The sequence below is a fragment of the Frankia sp. AgKG'84/4 genome (assembly GCF_023242965.2).
Lineage (GTDB): Bacteria > Actinomycetota > Actinomycetes > Frankiales > Frankiaceae > Frankia.
Map to the genome: position 1 here is coordinate 1 of NZ_JALKFU020000299.1, position 6,345 is coordinate 6,345.

The 6,345-nt window shown below is 72.5% G+C and carries 7 protein-coding genes and 1 pseudogene; 3 read left to right on the top strand and 5 right to left on the bottom strand.

Features of this window, described 5'->3' with window-relative positions; translation table 11 throughout:
* Positions 1-66 (top strand): annotated as a pseudogene (locus MXD58_RS17330) (30S ribosomal protein S17); the annotation flags it as partial.
* A 59-nt stretch (positions 67-125) separates the two neighbouring features.
* Here the strand turns inward: MXD58_RS17330 and MXD58_RS17335 are convergent.
* Positions 126-296, bottom strand: a complete 171-nt coding sequence (locus tag MXD58_RS17335; protein ID WP_248837111.1) for a hypothetical protein — start codon at positions 294-296, stop codon at positions 126-128.
* Between the two features lie 553 nt (positions 297-849).
* Complete coding sequence (locus MXD58_RS17340) at positions 850-2,196, bottom strand: wax ester/triacylglycerol synthase domain-containing protein (protein WP_248837110.1); 1,347 nt, start codon at positions 2,194-2,196, stop codon at positions 850-852.
* Positions 2,197-2,506: 310 nt separating this feature from the next.
* Between MXD58_RS17340 and MXD58_RS17345 the strand changes: the two genes are divergently transcribed.
* Positions 2,507-3,229: a dienelactone hydrolase family protein gene (locus MXD58_RS17345; protein WP_248837109.1), complete on the top strand. Its 723-nt coding sequence runs from the start codon at positions 2,507-2,509 to the stop codon at positions 3,227-3,229.
* On the opposite strand, the gene MXD58_RS17350 is transcribed toward MXD58_RS17345, so the two are convergent.
* Both MXD58_RS17350 and MXD58_RS17355 read right to left on the bottom strand, forming a co-directional pair.
* The gene (locus tag MXD58_RS17350; protein ID WP_248837108.1) at positions 3,213-4,607 is read right to left on the bottom strand and encodes a glycoside hydrolase family 27 protein; all 1,395 of its coding nucleotides are present in this window, start codon (positions 4,605-4,607) and stop codon (positions 3,213-3,215) included. The two genes, MXD58_RS17345 and MXD58_RS17350, sit on opposite strands and share 17 nt — an antisense overlap.
* A 118-nt stretch (positions 4,608-4,725) precedes the next feature.
* Positions 4,726-5,454 (bottom strand): NADPH-dependent F420 reductase, encoded by a 729-nt coding sequence (locus MXD58_RS17355; RefSeq protein ID WP_518478277.1) that lies wholly within the window; start codon positions 5,452-5,454, stop codon positions 4,726-4,728.
* 118 nt (positions 5,455-5,572) lie between these two features.
* On the opposite strand from MXD58_RS17355, the gene MXD58_RS17360 reads away from it, so the two are divergent.
* Complete coding sequence (locus MXD58_RS17360; RefSeq protein WP_248837107.1) at positions 5,573-5,953, top strand: VOC family protein; 381 nt, start codon at positions 5,573-5,575, stop codon at positions 5,951-5,953.
* Between the two features lie 205 nt (positions 5,954-6,158).
* Here MXD58_RS17360 and MXD58_RS17365 read toward each other — a convergent pair.
* Positions 6,159-6,345 (bottom strand): hypothetical protein (locus tag MXD58_RS17365; RefSeq protein ID WP_250609560.1); only part of this gene is annotated, 187 nt, incomplete at its 5' end.

Below are 6,345 nucleotides of genomic sequence, written 5' to 3' on the forward strand. Positions count from 1 at the left end.
GTTGAGGACCGTGTGCAGCACCCGCTGTACGGCAAGACGATCCGCCGGACCAAGAAGATCAAGGCCGCGACCTCCTGGCCCGGGGGGCGCTGGTCGCCGCAGGGCGAGACCTACGCGTCGACCGTCTAGGACGGGCAGATCATCATGACTGCCCCGCAGTAGGTGCCCCGCGTGATCTTCCAACCCGCCGGCGTGCGGACCGCCTCACCGCCGAAGACTCTCACGGCGCACCGCAGAAGCCGCTGCGCCGTACGTTCGAGGAACTCCTCGAACGCCCGTTCCTCATCGTCGCGCAACTCTCGACACCTTCCCGCTCAGACACTCTCGCCTCCGATCCGTCGGTGGCGCACAAGGCCGCCGTTCGCGTTCGGGGTTCTGAAACGTCCGCGCACCCACGAAGGTTGAGTCCCGGAGGAATACGGATCGAATCCTGCGCGAGCGCCGGGTGAGACCATGGCAGCAGTTCCGCGAACGACGTGAGGAGGCCGCGCCGTGCCGTCCGCCGACCATGAGGCGTTCGCGGCGGGCCTGGCCGCCGCCGGGCCCGCTCACCCCCGAGGTCCTTCCCGACCCGGTACCGGAGCAGGTTCTTGAGGAGCCGGGGCTCCTCGAACGCCGTCACCCGGCTTGTGATGCGGTACGGCAGCCCGTACGCCTTCATGTTCATGGAGAACCGGGCGCCGGCGGACAGGCGGGCCGGGCCCGAGACCGTACCGCGCACCGTGTGGGAGCCGTCGATCTCGCTGTGCCGGTGCGGATCAGCCACCAGCGCGAACAGCTCCTCGGCCGCAGCGTTCACGACCGCGGACCGGCTGATCTGGCGCGCCCCGGTGTCAACGACGGAGACGGTCATGAACTCTCCCCACGGTTTCCTGCTGGGACGGACGCCCGCCGGGCGGGAGCATCGAGGGCGGCGAGTTCGGCGAGCCACAGGTCGGCCAGTTCGCCGTGGCGCGGCACGCTCGCGCTCGCCGCGAACCCGGCGCACAGCTGGGCGCCGAGGCCGAACAGCGCGACCGAGAGATGCTGGCGGCCGACGAACAACGGCGGCATGCCGATCAGCGTGGAGACCTCCCGGCCCGCGATGGAGAACGGGCCGCGCATCGTGCCGACGTTACTCGCCACCAGCGCCGCCCGCTTCGTGCGAGCCCCGGTGGAGGCGATCTGGGCGAGCGTGCGGGGCGGCGCGTCCGGCGGGGTCGTGTCCAGTATCCGCCGTCCGACCACGGCGAGGCTTCCGTCCGCCTTCGCCCGCCGGGTCCGCGCGGCGATCCGGGCCAGCCGCCGGTGCGGGTCGGGCTCCGCGCACGGCAACGGAACCCGCATACCGAACGTGAAGTTGGACATGAGCTCGCGCTCGCTCTGAGCGCGCAGGTTGATCGGTACCGCGGCGTGGACGGGACGCCCACCGTGCTCCCACTCCGGCAGTGACCAGGCGCGCAGCGCTCCGGCGATGGCCGCCAGGTACACATCGTTGATGGTCACCGCGTGGCGGCGGGCGATCCGGCGCAGCGTCTCGAGGTCGGTGACCGCCCAGGTGTGCCGCGCCCCGCCCCGCGCCGCGCCGCCCCAGGAGGCGAGCTGGCGCGTCCAGGGGATCTCACCGGGCAGCCGTGCGACGATCCGGGCATAGTCCCGCGCGCGTGGCATGCCGTAGGTCGGCAGGTTCGCAAGCGCCGGGTCGCGGTCGGGTCCGAACAGCAGATGCAGCGCCTGGTGCAGGGCGCCGCCGTCCTGATGGACGTGACTGAACCGATAGACGACGTCCACCGCGCCGGGCGTGTGCCCGTGCAGCAGCCAGAGCCGCCACAGCGGGCGGTCCACGTCGAGTGGCCGGGCGGCGATGCGGTCCAGCGCCGCCCGCAGACCGGCGTCCCCGCTGCCGGCGGCCAGCTCCTCGGCGTCGACGTGATAGTCGAGGTCCAGCTCATGGTCGAACTCCCAGACGATCTCGCTCGCGGACGCGGCCGGCGGGGCGAGCCGCTCGGTGAGAGCAGGTGCCCCGCGCAGCCGCTGCGCCACCTGGCCGCGCAGCTCCTCGACGGTCAGGGTCGGGTCGTCGACGTGCAGGACCACCCCGATCTCCAGGCTCTCCCCAGGGTTGAGCCGGGTGAAGTGCAGAAACGCACGATCACCGGTGGTCAGCGGTCTGGTCCGCGAGCCGGGCGGGGTGGCCGCCGCGGCGGCCTGTGTCACGCAGAACCCTGCGCGGGGCGCCGGGTGCATAGGGGACATGTCGCCTGAGTCTGACAGTCAGGGTCCTGCGGCGCCTGGGCTGAACCATCGTCAGCAACAGCAACTTCGCGGGCTGGCACCTCGGCCAGGTGGTCGCGGATCTTGCCATGATCGCCCTATGAACCCTGTTGTCGTGGGAATCCGCATGTGGCTGGCTACTCCCACCGCCTAGCCACCGGCGAGATCCGCTCCGTCCGTGGTCAATCTGGCAGGCTTGCGGCGCGCGGCGGACGTCCTGTTCCGTCGTGGGCCATCAGAGTCAGGAGGATCGATGCACACGGCGGACGTCGAGTACACCTACGAGGATCTGGAGCTGATCGGCGAGCTGTCGGTGGACGACACCCGGCCCGGCCCGCGACCGGCCGTGCTGGTCTGCCATGAGGGCGACGGGCTCAGCGACCACTCCCGGAACAAGGCCCGCCGGCTGGCCGAGTTGGGCTATGTCGCCTTCGCGCTGGACTACCACGGTGGCGGGCGCAAGCTGGCTCCGGAGGAGACCGGCCGGCGTTTCGGCCAGCTCTCCGGCGATCCCGCGCGGGTGCGCGCCCTCGGGCAGGCCGGTCTGGACATCCTGCTCGACCATGAGCTGACCGACCCGGACCGGGTCGCGGCGATCGGCTTCTGCTTCGGCGGGACGCTCGCCCTCGAACTGGCCCGGGGTGGGGCCGACCTCAAGGCCGTCGTCGGATTCCACTCCGGGCTCTCGACCAGCCGGCCCCAGGACGGCGCGAACATCACCGGCGCGATCCTGGTCTGCATCGGAACGGAGGATCCGATCGTTCCGCCCGAGCAGCGCCGCGCGTTCGAGCAGGAGATGCGCGAGGGCGGGGTCGACTGGCGGATGAACCTCTACGGCGGCGCCGCGCACAGCTTCACCAACCCCGCCGCCGACGGCTCCCAGATGGCTGCGATCAAGTACGACCGGCGGGCTGACGAACGATCCTGGCGGGCGATGACCGACCTGTTCGACGAGGTGTTCAAGCCGACAGCGTGACGACGGCGTGCTCCGACCGGCCGCTGGGATGTAGGCGCAGCAGGGCCGAGGCGTGGGGAGCGAGGGTGAGCGGGAGCGCGACGTCGGTGGTGGTCGTGCTGACCGCGCCCGTCCACAGGTCGAGCCGCTCGTAGGCGTCGGCGCCCGGCAGGGCCAGGCCGGCACCGGTGAGGGTCGTCGTGCGGGCGGTGGCGGACGGGTTGACGGCGAGGACGGCGGTGTCGCCGCCGGTGAGCCGGCGGGTCCACACCAGCAGGCCGTCGGCGCGGGGCTCGCGGACCGCGGCGGCGCCGAGGGGGTCCTGGTCGACGGCGAGGACGGCCCGGTTCGTGAGGATCGCGCGCGTCGAGGCGTCCATGCGGGTCAGGTCGTTGCCGGCGAGCAGGGGCGAGGCGAGCATCGCCCAGATGCTCAGCTCCGTGCGGGCCTCGGTGTCATCGAGGCGGCTGGTGTCCGAACCGGTGGCGATCGCGCCGATCTCCCGCACGACAACGTTTTCGGTGTCCGGGGTGAGACCGAGGGTGAGCATGTCGAGGTCGTTCCAGTGCCCCGGGCCGCCGCTGCGCGCCCAGGCGCCCGACGCGGTGAGGTTGTCGGCGACGCAGCCGCCGGTGTAGCCGCCGAGCGGCTCGGTGGACATCCAGCAGGGCACATGGTCGTTGGTCGTCCGCCACAGGTTCGCCACCGTGCGCGCCCACGTCCACGGTTTCGCCGCCGCCGGGTCGCCGCCCGCCGCCGGATTGATGCTGTAGACGATCGGCCGGCCGGTGGCGTCCAGCGCGTTGCGCATCCGGGTGAAACCGGTGACCAGCCAGCCCCGGGCGTCGGTGGCCGTCGGGCGCAGGTCCAGGTAGCCGCACGCGTCGTACTTGAGGTAGTCGACGCCCCAAGCAGCGAACGCGGCGGCGTCGCGCGCCTCGTGTCCGTAACTGCCGGGCAGACCCTGGCAGGTGCTCAGCCCGGGGGACTCGTAGATGCCGAGTTTCAGCCCCCGGGCGTGGACGTAGGCCGCCAGCGCCGCGACGCCCTCGGGGAAACGGTCCGGGTCCGCGCGCAGGTTGCCCTCGGCGTCGCGGGCCGGAGCCATCCAGCCATCATCGATGATCACGTACTGGTAGCCGGCGGCGCGCATCCCGGTGGCCACGATCGCGTCGGCGGCGGCGCGGATGTCGGCGGAGCGCACGTCCGCGCCGAACGCGTTCCAGCTGTTCCAGCCCATCGGCGGGGTGCGGGCGAGGCCCGCGGACACGGCCCGGTGCGCGCCGATGCCGACGGCCAGCGGGACGCCCGCCGCGTCCCCGCCGACCAGCAACGCCAGCAGGAACCCGAGCAGCAGCCGCCAGGGGACCGCGATCCGCGCACCATCGCCGAGGGCCACCTGGTTGCCGTCTCCGGGGGTTCAGGCCGGACCCCCGGCGGGGTCCGGTCCCGAACGCCACCCTACGAACCCAACCTGTGCGCGACCCGTGAACGCGGCGCCCCGGCGTGGGTCAGGGTCAGCCGCGTGCCGCGCCCGCGTCCGCGTAGCGGCGGGAGGCGGCCAGCGCGGCCCGCACGGTGGCGCCGTCCGCGGCGTGGGCCTGGCTGAAGTCCGCGTTCGAGTACAGGCCGGCATAGGCGGCGGTGTCGCGCTGGTAGCGCCAGCCCTCGGCGAGCGGGCCGGCGTCGACGGCGTCGTAGCCGATCGCGTCGAGGAACGCCGTCACGGTCGCCTTCGCGGCCGGGTCGTCGCCGGCGATCGCGAGGGCCGAGCGGTCCGGCGCGCCGGCGGGGCGCGCGAGCGCCAGCAGGTGCTTGAAGTAGATGTTGTTGAACGCCTTGACCACCGTCGACGTGGGCAGGTGGGCGGCGAGGAGCTCGGCCGTCGTCGTCGACTCGTTCTCCAGCTCGGGGAAGGTGCCGTCGCGCTCCGGGTAGTAGTTGTTGGTGTCGATGACCACCTTGGCGGCCAGCGGTTCGACCGGAACGTCCCGGTAGGCCTTCAGCGGGACCGTCACGACCACGAGGTCGCCGGCCGCGCCGGCCTCGGCGGCCGTCGCCGCCCGTGCCCGCGGCCCGATCCGCGCCACCAGCTCCGCGAGGGTCTCGGGCCCCCGCGAGTTGCTGAGCACCACGTCATAGCCGGCGGCAACGGCGAGTTTCGCCACCGTTGAGCCGATGTTTCCACTGCCGATGAGTCCCAGAGTCGTCATGCCGGCGACAACCAGCGGGCTGCCCGCGCGCATTCCAGCTCCCACCGGCGTTCGTCCACTCACGGTCGGTAGTTCGCTGAGGGCGAACGGGGCGCCTGGCGTCCCCGCGGCCGGCGATCGGGTGTGGACGGCGCGTACTAGCGTGTGGACCATGAGTGTGGTTCGCCGTGTCGCCGTGTCGTTGGACTGCGCGGACGCTGATGCGCTGGCGTGGTTCTGGGCGCGGCTGCTCGGCGGTTCGGTGGCGTTCACCAGCCCGTCGGGCACCGTCGGCGTGGTCGCGGACGGCTTCGTGCTGACCGCGATGCCGATCGCGGACTACCAGCCTCCCCGCTGGCCTGGGCCCGGCGTGCCCAAACAGCTCCATCTGGATCTGGCCGTCGAGGACCTCTCGGCGGCGCAGGCCGAGGCGTTGCGCCTCGGCGCCACCCTCGCCCCGACCCAGCCGGATCCGGACCGTTGGCGGGTGCTGTTCGACCCCGCCGGCCATCCCTTCTGCCTCACGGTCGCGGTGCCCGCCGCGCTGCGGTGACGCGCCGGTCGTCCCCCCGGTGACGGTCCACCGGGTTCGGGTACTCGCGGCGGTAGCCTGACCATCATCGACACCTGAGTCGGCGTACCTGTGATGCAGTAGCCCTGTGATGCGTTAGCCCTGTGATGCGTTAGGCCCGTGATGCAGTGGCCCCGTTGGTGAGGGAGGCCGTCGTCGACACCGAGCCGGTGCACGATGCGGCGGATCAGCCGTGGAGTGAACCCTGGTCGCGGACCGGTCGTTTCACCGTGCGTTCCACCAGGGCCGCCGCGCCGCCCCCGGATCCGTCGTCCGCCGGCGCCGGGGACGGGCCGGTCGCCACCACACCGGTCGCCACCACACCGGTCGCCACCACACCGGTCGCCACCACGGCCAGACGGCCGCGGTGCCGC